The sequence below is a fragment of the Marinomonas sp. PE14-40 genome (assembly GCF_051623805.1).
Lineage (GTDB): Bacteria > Pseudomonadota > Gammaproteobacteria > Pseudomonadales > Marinomonadaceae > Marinomonas.
In genome coordinates this window covers 77,295-100,319 of sequence record NZ_CP130700.1, presented here as the reverse complement: position 1 = coordinate 100,319, position 23,025 = coordinate 77,295, and the positions used below count along the sequence as shown (strand labels likewise).

Below are 23,025 nucleotides of genomic sequence, written 5' to 3'. Positions count from 1 at the left end.
CAATGCAAGCCACTGAATTTACAGTGGTTTCCCCCGAGATAGAAAAATTACTCTTAGCCAAACTATAAGCCTAATCCTGAATCCATCAAGCATTTGAGGAAGGTAATAAGTCTTGTCGTTGGCTTAATAAGTTCACCTTAAGCCGACGCAGGAAACATGAAAGATAGAGGCTTTAAAGGAAGAGTAATCATGAATAAGCATTATGAAAAAGACATGGCTGAACAATACAATCAATACTATCAATCCGGCCTGTATAAAACGCGATACCCAAGTGCAAACCCTAATGTGCTTAGCTTCATTCATACTCAGCTAAGTTTGCTCCCAATCAATCCAAAAAGTCAGATTCTTGATTTTGGCTGTGGACAAGGGCGCTATCTTCTAGCATTAGCAAACACCTATAACCTACATTTCATAGGCTACGACATTAGTGAAAGGGCGATATCAGATTTAGAAGAGCTACTCCTGCTTAACCATAATACCAACAACAAGATTCATTTATTTAGCCATAAACAACAACTAGACAAACACTTAAAACATTCTCAACCTATCTCACTCAGCCTTATGATGTTTGGCGTGCTTTCTCACATAGAAGAAGAGTCGGAAAGAGTAAATATTCTAAAACAAAATAAGGCTCAACTGACCTCTCCAGAAGGCGCGATTCTCCTATCTGTCCCGAATCGTGGACGTCGCTTCTTAGCTAAACAAGCTTGGAATATTATCAAAAACATCAGTTTTAAAAACAGTGAAGCCATTCATTATCAACGTAAAGGCAAAATCAAACTTAACTATCATCTATTCAGTTTGTCCAGCCTAGATCATGAATTAGCACTTGCAGGCCTTGAAGCTGTGATCGTTCAGTCAGAAAGTATGCTGCCAGAAAAATGGGTACTTACTCACCCTCTTATCGCGAAATTAGACAAAATTTTATGTCGCCTTCTTCCAACTCAACTTGCCTATGGTTTTCTCATATTAGCAAAGCCTAAGACCAAACATAGTAACCAACACCCAGAGGGAGCGAACGCATGATAAGGACATTAATTAACATATTCTTATTCGCTACATTAGTTGCTATCTCTGGCCTATCAAGCCAGCTATATGCAGATACATTAAGCCAAATTCAAGATCGAAACGTCATTAGGATTGGGGTTAAAGTAGACTACCCACCCTGGGGAATGTTATCACCTGAAGGTAAAGTTGTTGGCTTTGAGCCAGACTTAGCAAAATTAGTGGCTCAAGAGCTAGGCGTAGAAGTAAAATTCAGGCCTGTCACCAGTGGTAATCGCTTTCAGTTACTAGAAGAAGGTGAGGTAGATATGCTAATCGCAACGGTTGGAGATACCCAACAAAGGCGAGAAAGGGTCAGCATGATTACCCCTCATTATTATCGTAGCGGCGTCACGGCATTAACGGCCAAATCATCCAACATCAAAGATTGGTCAGATTTATCTGGCCAAAAGGTGTGCCTTTATGGCGGCTCATATTTTAACAAGACGTTAATTCAAGATTACGCCATTGAGCCCTTAATTTTATTTAATACAAGGGATGCTCAATTAGCTCTGCTCACCAAAAAATGTGTTGCATGGGCGTATGATAATTCAGCAATTTATCATCTATTAAAATCAGACAGCTGGAAAGAGTATCAGGCAGAATTACCCATTATCTACCCTATTCTATGGTCTTTAGTTGTCAGTAAAGATCCGAATAGTCTTTCTCTGAAACAGACGTTAGAAAACATAGCAATTAAATGGCAACGTGACGCTACACTCTACAAATATGCGACTAAATGGCTTTTACCTGACCGAGTATATCTCGCAGATAGAGCCAAATTATGGAGTCAAAAAACGAAAAATGGACAGTTCTTATGTCGTTTCGATTCAGCCTATTCCTTACCAGATGCCTGTGACCAGCACCCCAAAGATAAGCCTGTCGAAAATAGCCGCTGGTGGCCATTTGATCAACATGACACAGACTGGTTAATTCTCGCGTTTACTCAAACCTTATTATTTACCTTGGCAGTGGTTGTCCTTACCTTGGTGTTTGCCTATATTTTCACCCTCTTTTCTCTGCTTTCTAATCCCTATATACGTAAGACGATTAATAGCATTATCAATGTTCAACGTAGTGTTCCACCCATTGTATTGTTGTATCTACTCTACTTCGGGCTGTTTTCTTATCACTATAGTCACCCATTGATGCTAGACCTTCTTTCTGGAAGCGCAGTAACCACAGCACTTATCGTGCTCTCACTTTATACCGCAGCAGGGATAAGTAGCCTACTGGAAGATTCCATAGCATCGCAAAATAAAAGACGCCAATTAAGCACACTTAAAACGGCTTTTCTTGAAGGGAAACACGGCATTATTGCGAACTTAATCAATTTAGTAAAAGCTTCGGCTATGGCAAGCGCACTCTCTGTACCCAATGCCATTCTTGTCACTACCAGTCTGGTCGCCTCTCAAGGTCATACGCTGTTTTTAATGACACTGCTTATGTTGTTTTACTTCTTCGAGGTCATGCTTTTTAGCAAAGCGATAGAGTATTTGTTCCGACTTATTCCCCAACCTAAGCACGCTCAAAAAACGAGTTAAGCCACAGAATTAAACTTATTTAAAGGAAGAATCATGACAGTTTATTATTTAATCAGTTTATTCCCCACTTTTATGCAAGCCTTTAGCTTGAACCTTATCATCACCCTATGCGCCATGACACTTGGTATAATAACAGGCTTATATATTACGAAACTCCATTTAAGTCGCTTTACTCTTATCCAGCTAATTGCCAAAAGTTTTCTGCTCGTATTTAGAAATGTGCCGAGTTTTGTATTACTTTTTTACCTCGCCCTGATTATTCCAACCCAATTTACGTTGGCTGATATGCACTTTCAAATTCCCGTTATGGCGAAAGCGATTTTTGCTTTAGGTGCGCCAGTGACAGGCTTTGCTTGTGGCTATTTTCTAGAGATAAAAAAGCCAGATAAAGCTTTTCAACTCGCGCCTTGGAGCCAATATTTTATTGTCATTCTTATGGCCTCCACTACGTCATCCATCATAGGCGTAAAAGAAATTATGGCGACAGCCAATGCCACCATCGCCATTTCAGGCGACAGTCAGATGGTCATTCCCATCTATAGCTTGGTCGCACTTTGGTTTATTAGCTGTAGTTTGGTTTGTTCATGGCTAATCAAACGCTTTGATCAAGTATTGCTGCAACGTTTCAACACAAAACTGGAATTAGGTATTCAGGAGGGCAACAAAAAGTGAAATCAGGAGAACTCGGCCAGGATGGCTACAAAAGCAGACGAATATTAAATTCCAAGCAAATTAGATGCTGGCAGTTTGGTTTATTACTGACTGCCTTTGTATTTCTTTGTACTGGTCTCTTTTTGCAACAGATGCAAAAGCAAACGGAATTAACTCAGGATGCCCTGCTAAGAGAAGCGATAGTAAAACAAGGGAACACCGCGAGTTTAGAGATAAGCCAACAATTTAATACGATAAAACAAGCAACCGAAGACATTGCCCATCAACTAGCACAAAGCAACTTACGTGATCAGGAAATCAGAGCGCTCATAGAACGTAAGGTTTTAGCCACTAAAGGTGCTTTCAGAGGTGGCATTGTTTTTAAAAAAGATCGCTTTGATTCCAATCTGCCGTTGTACTCCCCTTTTTATCAAAAAGGTGCTAACAATCATTCTCAACAAGCTTTATCAGATAGATATGATTATACCCGCCCAGACGATGCAAACTCAGATAAACCTAGAACATTTTGGTTTCATCAACCCTTGAAAGAAGGGCCCATGTGGCTCGCGCCCTACTATGGAACGTCTGCCAACAGTTGGATTGCAGAATACATACGTCCATTTACATCAAACTATGACAATAATAACGACAATGGCTATGACGGCATAATTTTCTTAAACCTGTCTTTATCTGGGTTAAGCCAAATCGTATCTCAATTAAACTTAGCTCAAAGCGGATTCGGCTTTATTCTTACCCATAATGACGAACTAATTTCTTACCCTATTACTGATTATCTTGGCCAGAACATTCATAGGATTAAGCAAGATGACCACTTTTTAAGAACCATACTGACACAAAGAGAAAAAGGCGCTATCACCTCTTTTATTCATCCTATTAACAAAAAAGAGTGTTGGTTATTTTTTAGCGAGGTATCAGGCACTAAAGACATCTTAGGAATTCTCGTGTGGGCAGAGGAATTAAGAGCAGAACAGGCTTTAAGTACACAAATCTCATCCCTAAGTAAGCTGCCTCAGTTGTTATTTTTAATTGCTAGCATTCTGCTCATCAGCTGCCTCAAGTTTCCTAAAAAGGTCATCAATCTAGGTTACCGATTCTCGATACTAATCAGTTGTGCCATGCTGGTAAGCCTAATCAGCATGTGGGCAGATAAACTCAATGACGAACTTAGTTTAGTCACTGCCAATCAAATCTTCGAAAAGGTTAACGTTAATAACTTTCTATTAAAAAACACCTCAGATTCTCATCTAAAAGGCCACCCTCTTAAACAAACTGAAATTGGACTCAATATTAATGTTATGACTCAACTTGATCCAGGTACGATTCAAGTACTGGGTGATATCAGTTTATCTAAGCTAGATAAAGAGTATGAGGAACCACCGGTATTTTTCCCTCTTGCGATAGATACACAATGGGAAAAACTTGCAAGCAAGCAGGACAAGCAAAAATGGAAATTTACCTCTGAGATAAGACAGCCTTTCAATTACGCCTCTTTTCCCTTTGATATGGAAGAAATAAAAATACAAATTGAAGGTAAGAATCAGTTGGCAAATAAGATATTAGTGCCCAGATTCACCCTGTACAACAGTCTAAACCCTGAAGACTTACCAGGTATTAACCCAAATGGACTAGAGCTCAGTGGTTGGGAGATTAGGCAAAGTTACTTTAGCTATCAAAATGACACAAGCACTCAACCACCTTTGCTTTCTTTTAATCTCGTTATCAAAAGGGTAATCACAGGACCTGTTATCACTCACTTGCTACCACTGATTATGGTCAGTTGCTTGGCTTTTTGCACCCTACTTCTATGGACCAAAAGTGAGGCAAAGATAACGCTTTGGGGTTTTAGCAGTTCAACCGTGTTAGAACAGTGTGCCGCTTTATTTTTTATTCTGGTGATTTCCCATGTTTCCCTAAGGGACGAGCTAGAAGCAAAAGACATGATATTTCTAGAGTATTTCTATTTCGGAACCTATGCACAAATTGTCTTTGTTGCAGTCGCAGCCATTGTTTATACCTCAGATATTCAAAGCAGTATGCTTGATTACAAAGAAGGTTTAATAATAAAGATGCTCTATTGGCCTATCTGCTTCATTTTTTGCATTGGTATCACCCTAGTGAACCTACAATAACCCTTTGGTTACAAAGGTTATAATCAAATTTATTTTCAAACACTAATGTGCGATTTTTGTGATTAAGTTGATGGGGCTTCAGTTTTAGTAGCGTATTGGCACTAAGCTCCTCTTTATTCTTTATCTTAATTCTTTCGCATATTTCGTTACGAGATGCATTAGAGGCCAAAGGCATTATTTTTTTAGAGTTGTATTATTTAGCCAGTTACAGCTGCTTGCTTATATGTGTCACTATTTCGTCAATGCTTTACCTTTCTAATAGCAGAAACTATCTCATTGATTATCAAGATGGCCTGCTATTAAAATTACTCTATTGGCCCTACTTCTTATTATTCTGCATTATGACAACCCTCATTCAATTGTAACCATAGAGACAATGTCGTTTTAGATTAGTCAGAAGATAATAAATTCATGTCATTTTTACTCTTAATTCAGATATGAGAAACAATAAAACTTATATCTGAATTAATTTAAACAAGCCAAGTGAGCCAATAAAAATTAGACAAGCTGTTTTATTTTCTCTCTTAATAACTCTCTGAAAGCGATGACGGTGGGTGTAACTTGCTGTCGGCTTGGACAGACTAAATAGAGCTCAACCACAGGTGCTTGATACTCTGTTAATATCTGAATTAAGCGGCCTTGTTTTATATCGGTATAAATATCAATTTCAGATCGATAAGCAATACCATGACCAGCAAGCGCCCATCGCTTAACTATATCCGTATCATTACAAACTCGGTTACCTGATACTTTTACTTTATAATTTGAAGCTGACTGACTATATTCCCAATGGTCAAATAATCGATCATTTATTCGGTACAACAAACAAGCATGATCTCTAAGCTCTTCAGGATGTTTTGGCTCACCATAAGTGGCGAGATAATCAGGAGAAGCGCAGGTTATTCGTTTTAAACTTGCTATATGAAACGCGACTAAGTTCGAGTCCTGAGGCTTGCCATACCTAAGAGCTAGCTCGACCTTATCCTCAAAAAAGTTTGAAAGAGTATCACTCACGGTCAAATCGATTGCCAACGCTGGGTGTTTCCCTAATATCTCATCTATCCATGGCATCAAAATATTTCTACCTAAATCAGATGAAACGGATAGTCTCAAATTACCAGCAATGCTGCCTACAGACTCATTGGCATTCACAACGCCTAGCTCTAAAGAAGCGAGCGCCTGTTGACAGTGAAACAGAAACTTTTCTCCCGCAAGCGTGATACGCAGTTGTCTCGTACTGCGAATAAAAAGCTGTACCCCAAGCTGTTGCTCCAAGCGTTTAAGCGCTGAACTTGCTGCCGCTGTTGTAATACCCGCCTGTTTGGCCGAAGCCGTAATACTGCCAGACTGGGCTATTTGCACAAACAATGTGAGATCAGATGTATTCATTATCAACTTATTTTTAATAGTTTATTAATCATTACCCTGTTTTTAGTTTATCTAAAAATATCAATAATAGCTCTATGAAACTATATGGCTCCCACATACAGCAAAGGGCAAAGCAATGGATAGAATACAAACCTTACTTGAGCAACCTCTTACCCTACCCTGCGGTGCGGTATTAAAAAATAGATTGGCAAAATCAGCCATGTCTGACTCATTAGGCGACGGAGAAGCCAATCCGACTCAAGCTCAGATAAGGCTTTATGAAAGATGGGCACAAGGTGGTATCGGGTTATCCATCATAGGAGAAGTACAAGTTGACCCAAGATACCCTGAAAAACCAGGTAACCTAAGCCTCACCAAACATTCGGATAAAGAAGCCTTAAGGCGACTAACTCAAAGGGCAAGCATCACAGGCGCACATATATGGCCACAACTTGGCCATGCAGGTGCCTTATCTCATGCGCCTATCAGCCAAGCTAAAGGCCCATCTGTACTTGATGTAGGTACGCTTCACTGCGAAGGTATGACAATAGAAGAAATAGAAAGCTTACCAGCAAGTTATGCCAAGGCTGCCAGCATTGCCAAAGAGGTCGGATTCACTGGCGTACAAATTCACGCAGGCCATGGCTTTTTATTAAGCCAATTCATTTCCCCTTTATTTAACCTAAGGGATGACAAATACGGCGGTAGTATCGAGAACCGCTGTCGCATTATTCTGGCAATTATAGATGCTGTGCGCCTTGCAGTAGGACCCAGCTACCCCATTGGCATCAAAATTAATGCATCAGATTTACTTGAAGGCGGCTTAACAGAAGAAGATGCCTTGGTACATGTTAGCTTGTTAGACAAAACCAGTTTGGATCTGATTGAAATTAGCGGAGGCACCTATTTTCCAGGTGCAAAGTCCAGCTCAGATAGCGCAAGCAGAGGGGTTTATTACAAGACCTTTGCACAAAGAGCAAAAAACCTTACCTCTATTCCCCTCATGGTGACGGGTGGTGTCAAGTCTTTATCCGATGCCAGCACTCTGTTGCAAGATAAGGGTACAGACCTAGTGGGTTTGGCTCGCGCTATGGTACTCAACCCAAACCTGGCTAACGATTGGTTTGCCGGCATCAATCAAACATTGAGTTTTCCTCGTTTTGATTCACCACCAACTGAAGGAATAACGGCATGGTACACAATGCGTATCAATGCGATCGCCTTGGATCAAGAGCAAGACTTTTCTCAACCTTTAGCTCTCGCACTAAAGCAGTATTTAGAAAGAGATGAACTTAGAAGCATTAGCTGGAATGCGTTTTTTAATCCATCTAATTAAATCGGGTTAAAAATTTTCACGACCTTTTAACTCACTGTAATCACTCATAATCCAAGTTTTATAGCCCGGCCTTTTGCTTAATTTGTCAAACCATTGTTGAGTATTTGAGGGTAATGAGATAGAAAGCCCCTGTGTCGTCAAACGATACAGGACTGCACCAACACAAATATCGGCAAGAGACATTGATGAACCTGCAAGATAATGCGTTTCTTTTAGTTGGGCTTCAATCTGTTCAAGGCATTGTTTACATTTAACTAGGTTTAACTCTACTGCTTTCATATCTCTTTTAGCTGGAGGCATTCGATAGTAGCCCCAAAAAGTTGCCATGAAAACGGGTTGAAAAGTCACCTGAGACCAGTCCATACAACGCTCATATAAAGACTGGCTATAAGGGCTTCCCTAACACCATAGCTGTGGTGAGTATTCAGCAATAAGGTATCTCATTATGGTATGAGACTCCCAAATATGTCTTTCACCATCAATTAAAACAGGGACTTTCTTCATAGGGTTTAACTGCTGAAAATTCTCAGTATCCAGCCCACCAAAACGCCCACCTAATTCCACGAGTTCATAATTTATGCCAAGCTCTTCAAGTAACCAGAGCACTTTTTGAACATTAAAAGAGGTGATTCTTCCAAACAGTTCCATGAAATTCCTTTTTATAAAAACGTTAACACTGAATTGTCAGTATGAACTAAGCAATACTGTTAGCCAAATAATGTTATTGACCACGTAACCCAATCAAGTTACCAAAAGGGTCCTCGATTTGGCACATTCTAAGCCCTTCTTCTATCGCCATAGGCCCGCGATATAGCTTTGCGCCAAGAGACCGAAAGTGTTCTAAGGTTTTATCAATCGAACTCACCTGCCAATATAAAACACTACCCGCTTTTCCAGATCCAACCTTAGCGTCAGCTTTGACTACCTCAATCATGAATCCACTAATATCCAAAAGCCTCATATCAAATGCTTCCAAATACCTCTCCTTCGCATTAGGAAAAGCTTTTTTATACCAATCAAGACCTTGGTCTACATCTGGGACATGAATCAATACACTTACTGGTTTCATATAAGCACTTCTACAAAAAAAGTATCAGTTGCAACAAAGAGACAAGCGTTAACTCACTCGACAGCCAATTGATAACTGATAAATTTATTACCATATAGCTCGGTTTCTTGAACGGATTTAGCTATTTTCTTTAAGAACCTGTACTCGGGACGAGTATGTAAAAAATGAATATAGACATATTCATGTTTGAACTCTCTTGCCCATCCCATCATATCTTTAAACACGTTTTTTCCTAGGCCCCAATGGCGGTCATCAATAATAATAGCGATTTCATACTGGCTCTCTTCGTATTGGATCGCGCACCAACCAGCCAGTTCTCCATCACACAAAATCCCTCTCGCTTTACAGCCAACTTCATTATCAAGTGCACGTTTCGTTGCCATCCATTGGGTTAATGTCTCGAGCGTAAAAAGAGCATGCTCCATCAGATGCTCACGCACCCTTTGACTATTTACTAAGGGGAGGAATGCTTCCTGATCAATGTCATCGAATTTAATATATTCAATTTTTTCCTTCATAGATTTCCCCCTAATAAACAAAGTTTGCTTTATCTATTTTTAAACCAAGCCAATGCCTCTGCTTCGTGCTTAACAACAAAGTCGTTTTTATGCTCACAGTATTGATCAATACTATGGGAGTAGAGGGTCGCACCTTCTTTTTTGATTCTTGCATAATCCTTTGCGACCTCAGGAAATGCAGACAAATAATCACGAAACGCAACGTGTCGAATAGCATGGTCAGACCCCTTTAGAAACGCATGTATTTGATGCGTACGTTCCGTTACACCTCGTTGGAAATAGCGACGCCCCTTAATGCCATATTCACCTTTTACTTGATAACCGATCGCAGCGAGCTTGTCTGAATCAAGATCAAGCGATTCCAAGTTATCTACTTCTAATAGAATATCAATAATAGGCTTGGCACTTAGCCCTACAACAGAGGTACTACCTATATGAATTATATTAAAGGGTTGAGAATACACTTGAACACCTTCACCCGAAAACTGAGATAAGATCAGCGTCTTTTCCTTTTCAAACTCATTTACCCAGTTCGGGTTGTAATCCACTACTTCAATAATACGCAACTTCTTTCATCCTTCTTAAAAACTGTTTAATTAGACTTTTCAGGCACTAAGCTCTAGCCACTAGATTTTTTGCATCACCGTTTGCAAAAGCTAAAACATTTTCAAACGCTATCTTGAAATACAACTCATAGCTCTTTTGTTCCACATAACCTAAATGCGGTAAAGCAGTGACATTTTCTAATCCAATTAAAGGCTCGTTATCAAGGTTAGCTGGTTCATTTTCATAAACATCAATGGCCGCTTTCTTTGACAGATTCTGACTAAGTTCTCGATATAAAGCATCCTTTTCAACCAGTTCTGCACGGCTAATATTGACGAATAAAGAATCAAGCTTCATTTTGGCAAGATCAGCAGAAGTAACACATTCTCTGGTTACCTCGTTTAAACGCAAATGCAAGGTTAAAATATCCGCACTTTCAAAAAACTCACCTTTTGACTCTGCTGCATCAAAACCATCCTCAATCGCAGTTTGGCGTGAGCTTTCACTCCCCCACACCAGCACCTTCATATCAAATACTTTGGCATACTGGGCAATGCGTTTACCGATTTTACCGTACCCCCAAATACCTAAGGTTAATCCGTTTAAAGATCGACCCAACCCCAGATTTCCCGAGTATTGCCATTGGTTATTTGTTAAATTCGCACTATAAGAAGGAATATGACGAGACGCAGCCATAATCAAGGCCCAACACAACTCTGAAGGAGCAACCGGAGAACCAACCCCTTCTGCCACTTCAACCCCATACTGATGACAAACACTCGGGATAATATGATTACTCACCTTGCCGGTTTGGCTTATCAATTTCAAATTAGGCAAGCGAGATAAGAGAGATTCAGTCATCTCAGTTCGCTCTCGAATCAAAACTAAGACCTCAACGTCCACTAGCTTTTGTACTAGTTCATCTTCAGGCAATGATTGGTTAAGCACTAATACTTTGTGCCCTTCTAACATGGAAAAACAGCTAAGTTGCCTAACTACATCTTGATAATCATCTAAAATAGCAATCTTCATAAGTGTTCCTTTGTTTAGGTATTCATAAATAGTTAGTCGGTCAAATTAGCACCTTGTACTTAAGCTTCATTCTGATAGCTACCACTTAATAAAGCTCTACCACTTAGTAGAGACTTATAGCTCAATGAGACGATACTCTTTGCCGTTTTCATCGGCGTAAATATCATCTTCAATTTGGGTCAACTTAAGCTCAAGTGTCTTTTGAGCAACCTTACTTTTAGGGCTGTTTTGTAATGCACTCTCTAATTTATGCTCTGCTTTTTTGTCTAGTTTAGAGAAGATCGGAATTAACAAGCTAACCAAGGCAACTATGATAGCTAAGGTAATCATTAGTCTAAAATACCCCTCAGTCACCATTTCATCGTTCCAAATAAGGGTAAGAATCAAAAGCGACATAATAGTGATAGACAAACCCGCGAGATAACGTAACCAAAAACGCTTTTCAATCAGAGGAGGTAAATTAAGCAGTAAGGTATGGGCTAACGCGAACGTCACGACCATAGAAGATAGGCTCAAGCGCCAAATAGTCGAATCTCGAATCTCTAACCAAATCAGCAATAGCGTTAATATCAGGCTGACCATCGATGAGAAAATCCCTATGCCCCCAGCCAATTTGATCTGCGTTTTTTCAATATGTGCACCGCAAGCCATAGCACACATGCTCGCAATAGAAATAGAAACAGTGGTAAGTAAAACTCTTATTTCAAAGTCTCCAAATTCGCCCAGTAATACGGTCCAAATTGAGAAGAGTGCCGCTAGAATAAGAAAACCGATAGCGACTTTTAGCGCATTTTGTTTGATTTTCATGAAAATTCCTTTTATCAATAAATTTCATACATTCGCTTTAAAACTGAAGAGCCATCAATTATGACATCAGCATCAACAAGTAATGAGGTACAAAGAGAGTATGCCTTATACCTCAAACAATTCATCAAGGCGATAAAGAGCCAGTTTAGGTCCAGATTGAGAGCTGACGAAGTGCATTTTTGTTGCGACTTGCATACCTGTAATAGGTCGATAACGTCTAAGTCCAGGAATGAGACATAAGCTAGGTAATAACCAAGAGCCTAGCTTTTCAGCCAAACGAAACTCTTTCCTTTCACCCATTAGTAGAGAAGGCTGAAAAATACTGATACGTTCAAAATTGAGTAACTTAATCCGCTTTTCCAGCTCCCCTTTCATTTTAAAATAAGCGCTAGGGCTTTGATCATTCGCACCACTTGAAGAGACAAGAAGGTAATGAGAGACCCCTTTTTCTGCTGCCAGTTCTGCCGCTTTTAATTGATACTCAAAATCTACTTTACGTTGAGCGTCAATCGAACCCGCTTGTTTAAGCGTGGTACCAAGGCAGGAGAACATAAGATTGACCTGAAAAAGGGAGGCATGCTGCTCAAGCTGATCAAAATCCACCACATGATTAACAACTTTGGCAGACACATGCTCAACCGGTCTGCGGGTCAAGGTAATCACTTGTTCAATGTGATTTGCTGCAACCAACTGATCAACTAAGGATTTACCAACCAAACCTGTTGACCCAATAACTAAAGCCACCTTTTTCATAAGATTCTCTACTGAGCATTTACGTCACTAAAAATGCCTATCTTGTACACTTTATTTCGATGTTATTTAGAAGGTTTTAAATGACGACATCAAATAACTCTAATTGAGGCGGCCCTAAATAAATTTCGCGGCGATTACCAGCATTAGCATGGGCTTTTCTAAAGGCTTCGGATTTAGTCCAAGCTTCAAAGTCTGCTTTAGATTCCCAAGTCGCATGGGAAGCAAACAAGGTAAACTCTTCATTCGTCTCAGCTTGTAAGAGGTTAAAGCTCACAAAACCAGGCACGGTTTTTAACAGGCTGTCACGCCCTTTCCAGATAGCTAGAAAGTCTTCTTCAAAGCCAAGTTTGATTTTAAAACGATTCATTGCAATAAACATTTCGACCTCATTAATTGAAGTTTAGTGGTGATTCTTAGATTGCTTCATTCAAAGTACTGCCTAATTAGCCTCTGAATCATATCTTTTCTTCAGCTTTATCACACTTAAAGTGACAGCTTGTTTTAACTTATTTAAAGTTTCATTTTCACTTCTTCAGTGGTTCATAGAGTGTCACGATTTCTCCCAATAACCCAGTAGAAAATTATGCTTTATTTATTGGTATTTTCTCTTAAATCAATCACAGAAAGCTGAGCTTAATTTTAGTTTTATTAGGTTAGGGTAACTTGCGGATATGTCGATTCAAAACTAAGCTTGAGCCTAATAATCATCCAAAAAATGAACGAGTTAATCATGCTTCATTGCCTTTTCTCCTTTAGACTACCCTATCTGAGCACTTTCATTCAGGTAGGTCTTTATAGCAGAACAATACTAGGTTTACTGTGGGGACAAATCATTAAGATATTCATTCAAACAAGAAAACTAGACCATGCATTATTTTGCTTGTGTAAAACATTTGAGACTTTAACAAGGAAAGAGCCTAAATTAGGCCTTTACCCTTCACTTTTATTCTCCAACTCTGCCAGACAAAACACACTATGTCTTTTCGCCTAAAGACCATATTAGGGTTAATTCTAATTCAAAGCACAGTGTTCACTATTCTGTATTTAGTGAGTATGTCTGTTTTACAAAGCTCAACAGAAAAAGCGATTCAAAAACGTATTTACACTGTCTCTAACTTATTTTCAGCTATGGCGAAAGACAGTGTTCTTTCTTACGATTTAGCAACACTTAAAACCTATGTAGATGAAATTATTAAACATCCTGACATGGTATATATTAGAGTATTTGATGATCACACTAACTTACTAGCCGCCGCCAAAAGAGAAAATGAGCAGATTAAACCTTTTGTTCAAGATCAAAATATCGAAGAAGCAAGTGATGGTGTGTTCGACACTTTTACAGAGATAATCGAACAAGAAACGTCCTATGGTAGAGTAGAGTTTGGCTTAGACATCAACTTTGCAAGAAAAGATGCGGCGGAAGCACAGAATGTATTAGTTTTAATTTCAATCCTCTCCATCGCTGTCACTGTTTTATTTTCTTTCGTATTAGGTAAGTATCTCACTCGTCAATTAACCGCTCTAGCTGCAGCGTCTAAGGCACTTTCAAAAGGTGACTTAAATCATCGCGTTATAGTCTCCTCAGGGAAAGATGAATTAACTAAAACTGCTCAGTCATTTAATGAGATGGCTGACAAGTTAAATACTTTATATTTTGATGTTCAACATGAAGCAAGCTTTAACAGAGCCATTTTTTCAACCTCTCCTAGCGGCATCATTATTGTTAATGAAAATGGCATTATTAAACAGTTAAACAAGGCCTCTGAAGTTCTTTTTGGCAATACTGAAGATCAAATAATCAATAAAAATATAGACACGCTTATCTATAGCGCTAGTAAAGAAAATCACTACTTTCTCAATACCAATATTAAATCAAATGGCAACCTGATAAATGAAGCGGAGGCGATACGCCAAGACAACAGTCGATTTCCTATTTATTTAGCAATAGGCAAAATGGATATAACAGAAGAAGCTATGTATGTCGTTATTGTCAGTGATCTTACTGAGAATAAACGACATGAAAAAGAGTTAGACAATTATCGCGCTAACCTTGAGAAAACTGTAAAAGAGAGAACTGAAGAATTAATTCAAGCACGTGATTCAGCTGAAGCAGGTGCAAGAACAAAAGCGGCATTTCTTGCCAATATGAGCCATGAAATTCGTACCCCAATGAATTCAATTATTGGTTTCACCGAAATGCTAATATTGAAGCATTCGCTCCCTGAGAATAGCCGCAAGCATTTAAGAACTGTCCTTAATTCAGCACAGTCTCTGTTAGTTATTATCAATGATATTCTTGATATATCTAAGCTAGAGAGCGGCAAGTTTGTATTAGAAAAAACCTATTTCCATCTACCAAATGCACTAGTACTCACCTTGCAGACAGTTGATCAGCAAGCGAAAGAAAAGAACCTAGATATCAAACTAGAAATAGATGCGGACCTGCCACACAAATATCTTGGTGACCCTACCCGTTTAAGGCAAGTGATTTTAAACCTAGTAAGTAATTCAATTAAATTCACACAAGAAGGTCATATCCGCCTTTATGTCAAAATGGATGCAAAAGACAAGTTACACTTCATTGTGCAAGATACAGGTATTGGAATGAGTGAAATACAGGTAAAAAATGTATTTGATTCATTCGTACAAGCAGATGAGTCAACTACTCGCTGCTTTGGCGGAACGGGTCTCGGTACTACCATTAGTAAGCAAATCGTTAACATTATGGGTGGCGACATTTGGGTTGAAAGCAAATTAGGTGAAGGTTCAGAGTTCCATTTTACTTGTAAATTAGAAGCTGCAGAAGAAGAATTAGAACAAGAATGTCTATATGAGAGCGACAATGTGAATGTGGAGGTTGATAAATATAACTCACCACGTAAATTTAAAGTACTGTTAACAGAAGATATAGATGCAAATGCAGAATTAGTCACCTTGCGACTTGAGCACCAAGGTCACAGTGTTTATTGGGCAAAAAATGGGCTTGAAGCTGTTGAAGCGACTCAAAAATGCAATTATGACATTATTTTAATGGATGTGATGATGCCCGTTATGGATGGCTTTGAAGCTAGCCGTGAAATCAGAAAAAATGAAATTGGTAGTGATCAACATATTCAAATTCTTGCTTTAACAGCAAGTGTAATGAATGAAGACTACCAAAACTGCCTAGATTCTGGCATGGATGCCGTTGAGGCAAAACCTATCAACTTTAATCATCTATTTTCTGCGATGGAGAATATGGTTCCTGCTGAACTTGGCGAAATCAATGACACCCAAGACATAGAACTTTATCAGCAAAGCAATATCAATTTTTCATCCTTAAGAAATATCGCAAATTACACCAAAGCAATTGAGGTATGGCGGTCAAACGACGTATATGCAAAAGCATTAATAACCTTTGCCAAAGAACGAAGCAATGATGCAATCCAAATAGAGCAACTATTACAGCAAGGCACAGATGATTTACAACCAGCGAAAGCCATTGCTCATGCTTTAAAAGGTTTAGCAGGAAACCTCTATATTAGCCAAGTTGAAAAAGTCATCACTGAAATTGATGCAGACCTAAAGTCGAATAACATTGATAAGGTTATTTTAAAACTCGACCCATTAAAACAAGTGCTTGATGACGCTTGTTGTGCAATCAACCAATTAAACCTATCCCATCTCAATCAAGCCGATCAACCTAAGACACTTGATAAAGAAGCTATGGGACCTTTGTTATTAGAATTAATTACTGCTTTAAATACATTAGACCCTGATGTTATAGAACCTTTGTTGGAGAACTTAACTCAATCAATGGGAAATACAAAATTACAAGATATTCAAAGGGAAGTTGATGCATTTAACTTTGAAGGTGCAATACTTAAAACACAAGAAATAGCGATTAATCTAGGAATCACACTGGAGTGCGCCTAATGCTGAAAAAAATATTAATTGTTGATGACGAACCTAATAATCTTCAATTATTAAGACAAATTCTTAAAGGCAAGTTTCAGCTTATCTTTGCTAACTGTGGTTTAAAAGCACTTTCAGCAGTTCAAGAACATCAACCAGATTTAATCTTGCTAGACATCATGATGCCAGACCTTAGTGGCTATGAAGTCTGCGAAAAATTAAAAAGTAACCCTGTCACAAAAGACATTCCTGTTATTTTTGTCACAGCCATGAGTGATGTCGATGATGAAACTAAGGGTTTTGACGTAGGTGCTGTAGATTACATACAAAAGCCAATATCGGGTGCAATTGTATTAAGAAGAGTACAAACACACTTGTCTCTTGTAAAAGTAAATGAACTCGAAAAGGTACAAAAAGACACCGTTTTTATGCTAGGAGAAGCGGGTCACTATAACGATAATGATACAGGTGCTCATATTTGGCGCATGGCGGCCTATTCACGCGCCTTAGCAAGCGCTGCTGGCTGGTCTGACGAGATGGCTGAATTAATGGAACTTGCAGCACCTATGCATGACACAGGAAAAATAGGCATTCCAGATGAAATATTAAAAGCTCCTCGAAAACTCACACCTGAAGAGTGGGTAATTATGAAGCAACATACTCAAATAGGAGCAGATATTTTAAATAAAAGTGACTCAAAGCTTATCAATTTAGCGTCTGAAATAGCCCTTTCTCATCATGAGAAATGGGATGGAAGTGGTTATCCAAATAACCTAGTGGGAGAAGCGATTCCTGAGTCGGGTCGCATTGTTGCCATAACAGATGTTTTCGATGCTTTAAGTATGAAACGCCCCTATAAAGATGCCTGGCCTTTAGAGAGTGTCATAGAAGAGATTGTCAAAAATGCAGGTTCAGCTTTTGACCCAAGGTTAGTTGATATTTTCCAACAAATTCTTCCTCAAATTTTAGAGATTAAGCAGGTATGGGATAATAAGAATTAGGCTATAAACAGTCTTTTTCTACAGGTTACTTATTCGATTTTTAATGCCCCTAAACACTTCAAACTTCTCCTAATTTTCCCTTCCTTCTGACAAATACCAAATACATCTTATGTAAACTCAGCCTAAGTTAATAAAAGATAAAAAAGGGTTAATAAGTTCAACCTTATTAACCCTTTTTATAGCTCTTTAATCGAGGAAAATTTACTCATCCACTATCGTTTGGAAGCCTCCATAAATGAGACGACTACCGTCGAAAGGCATCATAAACTCTTTCATTCGCTCATCTTGCATCATGCCCTCCCAGCCTTCATCTCGAACAGCTTTAGAAGGCCAAGTAACCCATGAAAAGACGACCGTTTCATTCTCCTCACATTGAACCGCCATAGGAAAAGAGGTCTTCTCCCCATCAGGCACATCCTCACCCCAACACTCAACAATACTTAAAGCACCATACGCCTTAAAAAGTAAAGCTGTATCTTTAGCATGCGCTATATATTTTTCTTTATTTTCTGTCGGTACAGCTGCAACAAAACCGTCAATAAAATTCATGTTTATCTCCTCTATGTTTCTATATCTTTATTTGATTCTTACCCTATTAAAAGTAGCCTTTGATAAGAGCAATATCTCTTATTATTTTTGCCTAATAACATGTCTGTTATGAGACTAAGAAATCGTTCTCAGAATGAGTAGAAGTATGAAATGGAATATAGATATTTACACCAATAAGGCCTAATGACTTTCGTGCCGAAGGCTCTATCTTGCAGGATTTTAAGCTTAGATTTACTGGCTTTTGGGGCAATTATGAGTAAGGAATTGCCCCTCACTATAGATGGCTAGATATTCAAATCCATGCTTGATCAGCATTCGAAACAGTCACATCAGATTCTAACTCACCTGTATGCGCCGTGCTTGCAGGCTCTATCATCATAAAATGTGTGTCTGGTGTTGCAATAGGACAATGCTCGACCCCTTTTGGCACAACATACATTTCACCTTCTCCCAACTCAATATTCTCATTCCTAAGCTGCAAGGTTAAATGTCCTTTAAAGACGATGAATAACTCATCTTCATTATCATGCTTGTGCCAAACAAGTTCTCCACTGCCCTTAGCAATTTTAACTAATTGTCCATTTGATTCAGCAATTACCTTTGGCGTCCATTCATCCGTAAAAAGGGCGAACTTTTCGCTAATATTAATCTTACTCATTGCATCTCCTAGCTAAGACTAAACAATGGGAGGCTTGAGCATCCCTTTCTAACATTAGAGTTGTTTCACCATAAAATACTGACAGCCTGTTTTTGGGTAATTTTCTTGTACCCATTCTACCTGATAACCCTTCCTCTCATAAAAAGGTTTAGCCTGAAAATGCAGTGTTTCTAAAAAGCACTTTTTACAACCTCGTGCTTTACCTGCGTCTTCAATTTTGGCTAAGATCTTGCTGCCTACATCTTGGCCTCTTAAAGTCTCAGAGACCCACAAGGTATCCAGTAATAACCAATCCCCAAAAGTACGAGCTGCGGCACCAGCAATCACTACCCCTTCATCATCTTTAATTTGAACTGCAAGAGGAAGTCTTTCATTCACCTCCCAATTTTGCCAATTCATCTCTTTAATTTTCTTATCTAAGAAATCAATCAAATCATTGTCAGGTTGCTCTAATACTTCGATATTCATGCACTTTCCCTCATATTTTCTATCCCAAAGTAAAATCTATATTACCTCTTTTGAAAAAACAGTTAATTAAATTCACTAACATAAACAAGGTAAAGGTTAGGTAAAAATTAAGGTATTAATATCAAAAGTTATTCATTTAGTTAGACCAAATCACGCCACTTTTTAGTAAAAGATGACAAAAATAAATGCAGCAAAAAAAACGTATACTCACACAAACAATTATTTTATGATCCTTTCAACCTTATAAATGAACCCTTAAACATCGAGCAATCAAAACAGCTAAATTATTTACGTTATTTTACTTTTTAACACTTTACTTAATACAAATAAAAACAAAATCCGCTCAGTATAAAAGTCGTGATGTAATTTAAGGCACCGTAATGAAAAAGCACTTCATTTTAAAATTCAAAATTGATAGTGGTATCAAGGTTTCATTTTTCTTTATATCTTGTTTAGTCTTATCAATGGCAATCTTGTTGCCTTTTTCCTCTCTCCATTATAAAAACCTCACTCAGGGTTCCGCTCACTACTTAGAGACAGAATTAAGCAATATCAAAACCTCTTTTACCCCTTTCTTAGATACCAAATTCACTCAGAGTAGCTGTGCTTCTTTCATACGTGAGTTCCGACAGAAAGTATTTAATGAAAAGATAGTCAAAGAGTCTGGTATTTTTAATCAGCAAGACCATTTCTTTTGCTCGACAACACAAGGAGATGTTTCTTTTAACCTATTTAAAAGTATCAGAAAAAGGCTCAATGAGAGTCCAGTAAACACCACACTCTCCTACACAAAAACGGCGATAACGGGTGAAAAATCAGTTTTACTAATATTCTCAAAACCCGAAATTGGCGGCATAAGTAGCTTGATACCACCACAATACCTAGTTGATATGGTAAAAACAGAACTAAGTCCTTACGATATAAGCTTCAAGTTAGAAGTGATTAATAGGGAATTAACACAAAATATAGATGATAGGCCTTTCGAAAAATACTATTACCAATCAAGCAGATACCCTTTTTCTATTACGGCATATCTAGGCTTATCTTATTATTTAAACTTCCTGCTTAACTACCTTTGGTTTGGTTTCTTGGTTGCAGGAGTAAGTACCAGTTTGCTCGTATTCTACAAACACAAAAAGCTCTCCCAAAGCAGCTTAGGCTTCTCCCTATCAAACGCCCTTGATAAGCATCAGCTATATATCAATTACCAGCCGATCGTAGAGAAAAGTGACGAACAATTAGGCTATAAGGTAGTTGGCTGTGAATCCCTATTACGCTGGAAAGACCCACAACTTGGTAATGTACCACCTGATGTTTTTATCCCATTAGCCGAGAGATCTGGGTTAATACAAGATTTAACCTACTTTGTTTTAAAAGAAGCCCTTGAGCTACTCAAAACACATAAACGTCTATTTCAAAGCCAATATATTAGTGTCAATATCAGTCGAAAAGTCATTTGTAGAAGAGATTTTATTGAGCGAGTAAACGCTATTTTTAAAAAGGATAGACATTTTTTAAACCAAATCGTCTTTGAAATAACTGAAAATACTGAATGTAGCGAAGCCGAACTTGAGGTTATCAAAGAAAACCTTAAGACCTTCTCAGACCTAGGAGTAAAAGTAGCAATTGATGACTTTGGAACAGGTTATTCTGGTTTAGATTTTATCCGTAAATTCCCTTTCCATGTTTTAAAAATTGACAAGGTATTTGTTAAAAACATATCAGACGAATCAAGCTATGCCATCCCATTAATTGAGTCAATTATTCAGATTTCAAATAGCCTAAAAACAAAAATAATTGTTGAAGGTGTGGAAAATACGGCACAACTTTCTACCTTAAATAATTTAGGAATTAACTGCATTCAAGGCTTTCACTTTTATAAGCCTGTTCCCAAAAAAGATTTAATTAATATCTTACGAAGGCAAAGAGCAATTAATCATTTTTAATTACTCTTACAAAATGATCTATTTTAATTACTATGATGTGCTTGAAAGTGGCTCATTCTTCACAGAAGATTTACGAAGAAACAGCTCTGCACCTATGAAAGCAAAAGGAACAATAGAAGCGATAAAGAGTCCACCTCTTGCCTGTTTCGACCAGCCTTCTTTTTCAGAAACAACAGCCAGCAATACTAGGTAAATCATAAATAAAATACCATGGGTCATACCTATCATAGAGACATAGTCTCGGCTTAACAGCCCCATGCTAATTGAAAGAATCATCACATACGAAACACCCTCAGCAAAACTGAGTGCTCGAAACAAACTGAGCATAACCAAAACCTTCTTTTAAACTTTTCTTTATGAGTAACGCCCTATTAAAGGACAACTGATGTTATCAAACTTAAGATGAAGGTGAAATGAATCAGTGTTCAGGAATATGTTTTAACGCACTTTTATCAATGAAAGCAGCGATAACTAAACCACATATAGGTCAAATCCCTATTTAAAAAGCTCATAAGAAGTACCCATATCAGTAAAATAGAGTGTTTATCAAGTAGGTTTAAACGCTCTTTAGAGGCAATTAAAAAGAGTGCTTTAGGGTAAATTCTTAGTCTTAATATTGGCTGACAAATTTATCAACTTTCTCTGGGTCAATTTGATAATTAGGTTTACGGCGCTTTTCCTCTTCAGCCACATGGGGACTTTCTTAAACCCTATATGATAAACCACCGCTTCCAGCACAACTTGGTGCTCCCCTACTCGTACCACAGAAAAGCTGCGCTCTACCCCTATAATACGGCCTTTAGGAAAGTCACTTAAACAACGATTAATACGTGCCATTTTAGCCTGGTTATCTTGTTCTGTTGGCATTTCACCTGGCGTAATACTACCGACGACAATACGCTCTATATGGCCCACATCGGTAATATCAAAGGTGTTCATGGCCTCTGAAGATTGGTTAAACATACTCAGTCCTTCTTTATTTTTTTGTTTTAATCAATTTTTAATCGGCATTTTTCAGATAAGACAAAATGGCCTCTAGTGAGACCATTTTGATTAACGAAGCGTTAAGCGGCTTCCTCTTCTTCTGCCACATCAGCAGCAAGACCTGTTGGCACTGGTGCGATAGATTGTTGCAGAATATCTAACACACGAGACAGACCTTCTGGCGTACCAGACTGACGTGCCTTAATAGCAATATCGTATTTCGCTGAGTTATCAGATTGGCGCTGCGTTTCTTTGCTAGTAGCAATCGAGCCTTGCACCTTAGCTTTCACTTTGAATGGACCGACTTTGCCCTGCAGTTCGGCTTCAAAAGAGGCTTGACGATCTTCTTTTGTTTTCTCACTGAAAGAAGACTTCACTTCCATCATAAAGTTAACATCAACTTCGGTTACCTGTAGGGTGGGTACAGATACAATAGAGATAAAAGGAATCTGTAAGTCATACTCACGTTTGACATTTTTTAAGCTGCCGTCTTCCTGATCTTCTTGCTCGTACTTATCGAATTTGAAGTTAAAATAACGCACCTTGCCATCTTCAAAACCCACAGTTTCGATGAAGTCAGATGTGGCTTTAGCCAGTGACATTTGTGCATCACACGCCGCTGCTAGTGGACCACCGATAAGTTGATCAAGAGGTAATCCTCCAAATTGATCAGACATTTTTACTATTTCACTCATTTTAATACCTCT

24 protein-coding genes are annotated in these 23,025 nt (G+C 38.4%); 8 read left to right on the top strand and 16 right to left on the bottom strand.

All coding sequences use genetic code 11. The annotated features are described in order from the left end of the window. Positions 1 to 189 precede the first annotated feature (189 nt). The 4 genes from Q0A08_RS00490 to Q0A08_RS00475 are packed head-to-tail and all read left to right on the top strand — an operon-like array spanning position 190 to position 5,389. The gene (locus tag Q0A08_RS00490) at positions 190 to 1,026 is read left to right on the top strand and encodes a class I SAM-dependent methyltransferase (protein ID WP_438464190.1); all 837 of its coding nucleotides are present in this window, start codon (positions 190 to 192) and stop codon (positions 1,024 to 1,026) included. Further along, positions 1,023 to 2,588 (top strand): transporter substrate-binding domain-containing protein, encoded by a 1,566-nt coding sequence (locus Q0A08_RS00485; protein ID WP_438464189.1) that lies wholly within the window; start codon positions 1,023 to 1,025, stop codon positions 2,586 to 2,588. Before Q0A08_RS00490 ends, Q0A08_RS00485 begins: the two co-directional genes overlap by 4 nt. Before the next feature lie 33 nt (positions 2,589 to 2,621). Continuing rightward, entirely contained in the window at positions 2,622 to 3,260 is a 639-nt protein-coding gene (locus tag Q0A08_RS00480) for a hypothetical protein (RefSeq protein ID WP_438464187.1), read from the top strand. Further along, complete coding sequence (locus Q0A08_RS00475) at positions 3,257 to 5,389, top strand: PDC sensor domain-containing protein (RefSeq protein WP_438464186.1); 2,133 nt, start codon at positions 3,257 to 3,259, stop codon at positions 5,387 to 5,389. Before Q0A08_RS00480 ends, Q0A08_RS00475 begins: the two co-directional genes overlap by 4 nt. A gap of 498 nt (positions 5,390 to 5,887) precedes the next feature. On the opposite strand, the gene Q0A08_RS00470 is transcribed toward Q0A08_RS00475, so the two are convergent. Next, positions 5,888 to 6,778: a LysR family transcriptional regulator gene (locus Q0A08_RS00470; protein ID WP_438464185.1), complete on the bottom strand. Its 891-nt coding sequence runs from the start codon at positions 6,776 to 6,778 to the stop codon at positions 5,888 to 5,890. A gap of 115 nt (positions 6,779 to 6,893) precedes the next feature. Here Q0A08_RS00470 and Q0A08_RS00465 point away from each other — a divergent pair, with 115 nt between their 5' ends. Then, positions 6,894 to 8,093 carry an NADH:flavin oxidoreductase/NADH oxidase family protein gene (locus tag Q0A08_RS00465; RefSeq protein ID WP_438464184.1) on the top strand — a complete coding sequence of 400 codons (1,200 nt, stop codon included), beginning with the start codon at positions 6,894 to 6,896 and terminating at the stop codon, positions 8,091 to 8,093. Between the two features lie 6 nt (positions 8,094 to 8,099). Here the strand turns inward: Q0A08_RS00465 and Q0A08_RS00460 are convergent, their stop codons facing one another. The 9 genes from Q0A08_RS00460 to Q0A08_RS00420 all read right to left on the bottom strand — a co-directional run bounded on the left by Q0A08_RS00460 (position 8,100) and on the right by Q0A08_RS00420 (position 13,197). After that, positions 8,100 to 8,456 (bottom strand): glutathione binding-like protein, encoded by a 357-nt coding sequence (locus Q0A08_RS00460; protein ID WP_438464183.1) that lies wholly within the window; start codon positions 8,454 to 8,456, stop codon positions 8,100 to 8,102. Positions 8,457 to 8,492: 36 nt separating this feature from the next. Continuing rightward, positions 8,493 to 8,741, bottom strand: a complete 249-nt coding sequence (locus Q0A08_RS00455) for a glutathione S-transferase N-terminal domain-containing protein (RefSeq protein WP_438464182.1) — start codon at positions 8,739 to 8,741, stop codon at positions 8,493 to 8,495. 73 nt (positions 8,742 to 8,814) lie between these two features. Then, positions 8,815 to 9,162: a VOC family protein gene (locus tag Q0A08_RS00450; protein WP_438464181.1), complete on the bottom strand. Its 348-nt coding sequence runs from the start codon at positions 9,160 to 9,162 to the stop codon at positions 8,815 to 8,817. 53 nt (positions 9,163 to 9,215) lie between these two features. Then, entirely contained in the window at positions 9,216 to 9,680 is a 465-nt protein-coding gene (locus Q0A08_RS00445; protein ID WP_438464180.1) for an N-acetyltransferase, read from the bottom strand. A 29-nt stretch (positions 9,681 to 9,709) separates the two neighbouring features. Then, entirely contained in the window at positions 9,710 to 10,246 is a 537-nt protein-coding gene (locus tag Q0A08_RS00440; protein WP_438464179.1) for a GrpB family protein, read from the bottom strand. Positions 10,247 to 10,292: 46 nt separating this feature from the next. Beyond that, positions 10,293 to 11,258 (bottom strand): D-2-hydroxyacid dehydrogenase family protein, encoded by a 966-nt coding sequence (locus tag Q0A08_RS00435; RefSeq protein WP_438464178.1) that lies wholly within the window; start codon positions 11,256 to 11,258, stop codon positions 10,293 to 10,295. Between the two features lie 114 nt (positions 11,259 to 11,372). Continuing rightward, the gene (locus Q0A08_RS00430; protein ID WP_438464177.1) at positions 11,373 to 12,065 is read right to left on the bottom strand and encodes a hypothetical protein; all 693 of its coding nucleotides are present in this window, start codon (positions 12,063 to 12,065) and stop codon (positions 11,373 to 11,375) included. A gap of 105 nt (positions 12,066 to 12,170) precedes the next feature. Next, positions 12,171 to 12,818, bottom strand: a complete 648-nt coding sequence (locus Q0A08_RS00425) for an NAD(P)H-binding protein (protein WP_438464176.1) — start codon at positions 12,816 to 12,818, stop codon at positions 12,171 to 12,173. 76 nt (positions 12,819 to 12,894) lie between these two features. Continuing rightward, entirely contained in the window at positions 12,895 to 13,197 is a 303-nt protein-coding gene (locus Q0A08_RS00420; protein ID WP_438464175.1) for an antibiotic biosynthesis monooxygenase family protein, read from the bottom strand. A 596-nt stretch (positions 13,198 to 13,793) separates the two neighbouring features. Between Q0A08_RS00420 and Q0A08_RS00415 the strand changes: the two genes are divergently transcribed. Further along, entirely contained in the window at positions 13,794 to 16,733 is a 2,940-nt protein-coding gene (locus tag Q0A08_RS00415) for an ATP-binding protein (protein WP_438464174.1), read from the top strand. Further along, positions 16,733 to 17,713, top strand: coding sequence for a response regulator (locus tag Q0A08_RS00410; RefSeq protein ID WP_438464173.1), 981 nt, complete (start codon positions 16,733 to 16,735; stop codon positions 17,711 to 17,713). The genes Q0A08_RS00415 and Q0A08_RS00410 overlap by 1 nt, the downstream gene beginning before the upstream one ends. A 201-nt stretch (positions 17,714 to 17,914) precedes the next feature. Here Q0A08_RS00410 and Q0A08_RS00405 read toward each other — a convergent pair whose 3' ends face one another. The 3 genes from Q0A08_RS00405 to Q0A08_RS00395 form a co-directional block, all read right to left on the bottom strand. After that, a complete protein-coding gene (locus Q0A08_RS00405) occupies positions 17,915 to 18,262 on the bottom strand; it encodes a DUF1428 domain-containing protein (protein ID WP_438464172.1) in 348 nt (115 codons plus the stop codon). Positions 18,263 to 18,554: 292 nt separating this feature from the next. Next, the gene (locus tag Q0A08_RS00400) at positions 18,555 to 18,920 is read right to left on the bottom strand and encodes a cupin domain-containing protein (protein ID WP_438464171.1); all 366 of its coding nucleotides are present in this window, start codon (positions 18,918 to 18,920) and stop codon (positions 18,555 to 18,557) included. 54 nt (positions 18,921 to 18,974) lie between these two features. After that, positions 18,975 to 19,388, bottom strand: a complete 414-nt coding sequence (locus Q0A08_RS00395) for a GNAT family N-acetyltransferase (RefSeq protein ID WP_438464170.1) — start codon at positions 19,386 to 19,388, stop codon at positions 18,975 to 18,977. 380 nt (positions 19,389 to 19,768) lie between these two features. Between Q0A08_RS00395 and Q0A08_RS00390 the strand changes: the two genes are divergently transcribed. Then, entirely contained in the window at positions 19,769 to 21,334 is a 1,566-nt protein-coding gene (locus Q0A08_RS00390; protein WP_438464169.1) for an EAL domain-containing protein, read from the top strand. A gap of 30 nt (positions 21,335 to 21,364) precedes the next feature. Here the strand turns inward: Q0A08_RS00390 and Q0A08_RS00385 are convergent, their stop codons facing one another. The 3 genes from Q0A08_RS00385 to Q0A08_RS00375 all read right to left on the bottom strand — a co-directional run bounded on the left by Q0A08_RS00385 (position 21,365) and on the right by Q0A08_RS00375 (position 23,013). After that, positions 21,365 to 21,661, bottom strand: a complete 297-nt coding sequence (locus Q0A08_RS00385) for a DUF3817 domain-containing protein (RefSeq protein WP_438464168.1) — start codon at positions 21,659 to 21,661, stop codon at positions 21,365 to 21,367. Positions 21,662 to 21,925: 264 nt separating this feature from the next. Beyond that, complete coding sequence (locus tag Q0A08_RS00380) at positions 21,926 to 22,297, bottom strand: hypothetical protein (protein WP_438464167.1); 372 nt, start codon at positions 22,295 to 22,297, stop codon at positions 21,926 to 21,928. 101 nt (positions 22,298 to 22,398) lie between these two features. Beyond that, a complete protein-coding gene (locus Q0A08_RS00375) occupies positions 22,399 to 23,013 on the bottom strand; it encodes a DUF2589 domain-containing protein (RefSeq protein ID WP_438464166.1) in 615 nt (204 codons plus the stop codon). Positions 23,014 to 23,025 lie beyond the last annotated feature (12 nt).

Coding starts and splice junctions, on each gene's coding strand:
- Q0A08_RS00490 (WP_438464190.1), top strand. CDS start 190: ATGAATAAGCATTATGAAAAAGACATGGCTGAACAATACAATCAATAC.
- Q0A08_RS00485 (WP_438464189.1), top strand. CDS start 1,023: ATGATAAGGACATTAATTAACATATTCTTATTCGCTACATTAGTTGCT.
- Q0A08_RS00480 (WP_438464187.1), top strand. CDS start 2,622: ATGACAGTTTATTATTTAATCAGTTTATTCCCCACTTTTATGCAAGCC.
- Q0A08_RS00470 (WP_438464185.1), bottom strand. CDS start 6,778: ATGAATACATCTGATCTCACATTGTTTGTGCAAATAGCCCAGTCTGGC.
- Q0A08_RS00465 (WP_438464184.1), top strand. CDS start 6,894: ATGGATAGAATACAAACCTTACTTGAGCAACCTCTTACCCTACCCTGC.
- Q0A08_RS00460 (WP_438464183.1), bottom strand. CDS start 8,456: ATGGACTGGTCTCAGGTGACTTTTCAACCCGTTTTCATGGCAACTTTT.
- Q0A08_RS00455 (WP_438464182.1), bottom strand. CDS start 8,741: ATGGAACTGTTTGGAAGAATCACCTCTTTTAATGTTCAAAAAGTGCTC.
- Q0A08_RS00450 (WP_438464181.1), bottom strand. CDS start 9,162: ATGAAACCAGTAAGTGTATTGATTCATGTCCCAGATGTAGACCAAGGT.
- Q0A08_RS00445 (WP_438464180.1), bottom strand. CDS start 9,680: ATGAAGGAAAAAATTGAATATATTAAATTCGATGACATTGATCAGGAA.
- Q0A08_RS00435 (WP_438464178.1), bottom strand. CDS start 11,258: ATGAAGATTGCTATTTTAGATGATTATCAAGATGTAGTTAGGCAACTT.
- Q0A08_RS00430 (WP_438464177.1), bottom strand. CDS start 12,065: ATGAAAATCAAACAAAATGCGCTAAAAGTCGCTATCGGTTTTCTTATT.
- Q0A08_RS00425 (WP_438464176.1), bottom strand. CDS start 12,818: ATGAAAAAGGTGGCTTTAGTTATTGGGTCAACAGGTTTGGTTGGTAAA.
- Q0A08_RS00420 (WP_438464175.1), bottom strand. CDS start 13,197: ATGTTTATTGCAATGAATCGTTTTAAAATCAAACTTGGCTTTGAAGAA.
- Q0A08_RS00415 (WP_438464174.1), top strand. CDS start 13,794: ATGTCTTTTCGCCTAAAGACCATATTAGGGTTAATTCTAATTCAAAGC.
- Q0A08_RS00410 (WP_438464173.1), top strand. CDS start 16,733: ATGCTGAAAAAAATATTAATTGTTGATGACGAACCTAATAATCTTCAA.
- Q0A08_RS00405 (WP_438464172.1), bottom strand. CDS start 18,262: ATGAATTTTATTGACGGTTTTGTTGCAGCTGTACCGACAGAAAATAAA.
- Q0A08_RS00400 (WP_438464171.1), bottom strand. CDS start 18,920: ATGAGTAAGATTAATATTAGCGAAAAGTTCGCCCTTTTTACGGATGAA.
- Q0A08_RS00395 (WP_438464170.1), bottom strand. CDS start 19,388: ATGAATATCGAAGTATTAGAGCAACCTGACAATGATTTGATTGATTTC.
- Q0A08_RS00390 (WP_438464169.1), top strand. CDS start 19,769: ATGAAAAAGCACTTCATTTTAAAATTCAAAATTGATAGTGGTATCAAG.
- Q0A08_RS00385 (WP_438464168.1), bottom strand. CDS start 21,661: ATGCTCAGTTTGTTTCGAGCACTCAGTTTTGCTGAGGGTGTTTCGTAT.
- Q0A08_RS00380 (WP_438464167.1), bottom strand. CDS start 22,297: ATGTTTAACCAATCTTCAGAGGCCATGAACACCTTTGATATTACCGAT.
- Q0A08_RS00375 (WP_438464166.1), bottom strand. CDS start 23,013: ATGAGTGAAATAGTAAAAATGTCTGATCAATTTGGAGGATTACCTCTT.